Raw genomic sequence first — 1,037 nt, 5'->3', positions numbered from 1 at the left:
AAGGCGTCGTCGGCGTATGCGGCGAAGGCGTCGCGCAGCGCGGCGCCGGCGCGGTCGAGTTCGGCCAGCGGGTCGTCGCTCGTCGCCGGCGCGGCCGGCAGCAACAGCGGCGTGCGCAGCAGCGCGCCGAGGTCGGCCGCCAATGCGGCGGGGCCGCCCGGCCATTGCAGCGCCAGCAGTTCGGCATCGCCGGCGTCGTCGCCGAACGCGCGCCACAGGTCGACCGCGATTTCGTCGTGCAGCTCGCGCTCGCGGCCGATCAGCTCGGGCGCGGCGAACGGCTGGCCGGTTTCCAGCGCGTTCTCGGCCAGCACCCGCGCGCAGAAGCCGTGGATGGTGACCACCGCGGCCAGGTCGATCTCGCGCGTAGCGCGCTGCAGACGCGCGCGCAGCGCCGCCTCGCCTTCGGTCGCGGCTTGCGCGCGCACCAGCCTGCGGGTCAGCGCGCGCTCGGCATCGTCGTCGGCCTCGTCCAGCGAGGGATCGTCCGCGGCGATGCGCGCGGCCAGCAGCAGGCGCCGACGCAGGCGTTCGCGCAGTTCCTGGGTGGCCGCGTCGGTGAAGGTCACCGCGAGGATGCGGCTCACGCCGAGGCCGCGTTCGATCACCAAGCGCGCGACCAAGGTCGCCAGGGTGTAGGTCTTGCCGCTGCCGGCGCTCGCCTCGATCAGGCGCAGGCCGTCGAGCGGCAGGTCCAGGAAGGGATCCCTCGCCGCCGCATCGCTCGAAGCCGGATCGTGCGCGGCGCTCATGCGGCGTCCTCGTCGCGGCCGAGCACGACCGCATCGAACACCAGCCGGGCGATGCCGCGGAATTGCTCGCCGAGTTCCGCGTCGGCGAACGGATCGCGCCCGCGCAGCGCCAGGCGCACGCCGGGCTGGCCGCCTTCGCCCCAATGGCGCGGGCCGCCGTGCCATTGCGCTTCGGCGCGGCTCCAACCGTCCTTGTCCTGCATCGCCGCCTCGTACCACAGCCAGCCGGCGCGCGGCAGGAACGGCAGCGGCATGCGCAGGCCGTAGTCGCGCAGGCGCAGCAGC

General features: G+C 74.8%; 2 protein-coding genes. Both read right to left on the bottom strand.

Annotated features, from left to right (window positions below; genetic code table 11):
- Nucleotides 1–752 (bottom strand): UvrD-helicase domain-containing protein (locus tag ABZY20_RS37465; protein ID WP_356448041.1); only part of this gene is annotated, 752 nt, incomplete at its 3' end.
- Nucleotides 749–1,037 (bottom strand): hypothetical protein (locus ABZY20_RS37460; RefSeq protein ID WP_356448039.1); only part of this gene is annotated, 289 nt, incomplete at its 5' end. The genes ABZY20_RS37460 and ABZY20_RS37465, both read right to left, overlap by 4 nt.

Origin of the sequence: Streptomyces sp. NPDC006624 (assembly GCF_040611555.1) — a bacterium.
Classification (GTDB): domain Bacteria; phylum Actinomycetota; class Actinomycetes; order Streptomycetales; family Streptomycetaceae; genus Streptomyces.
The sequence above is the reverse complement of the archived record's forward strand: the minus strand, read 5'-3'. Positions and strand labels throughout refer to the sequence as shown.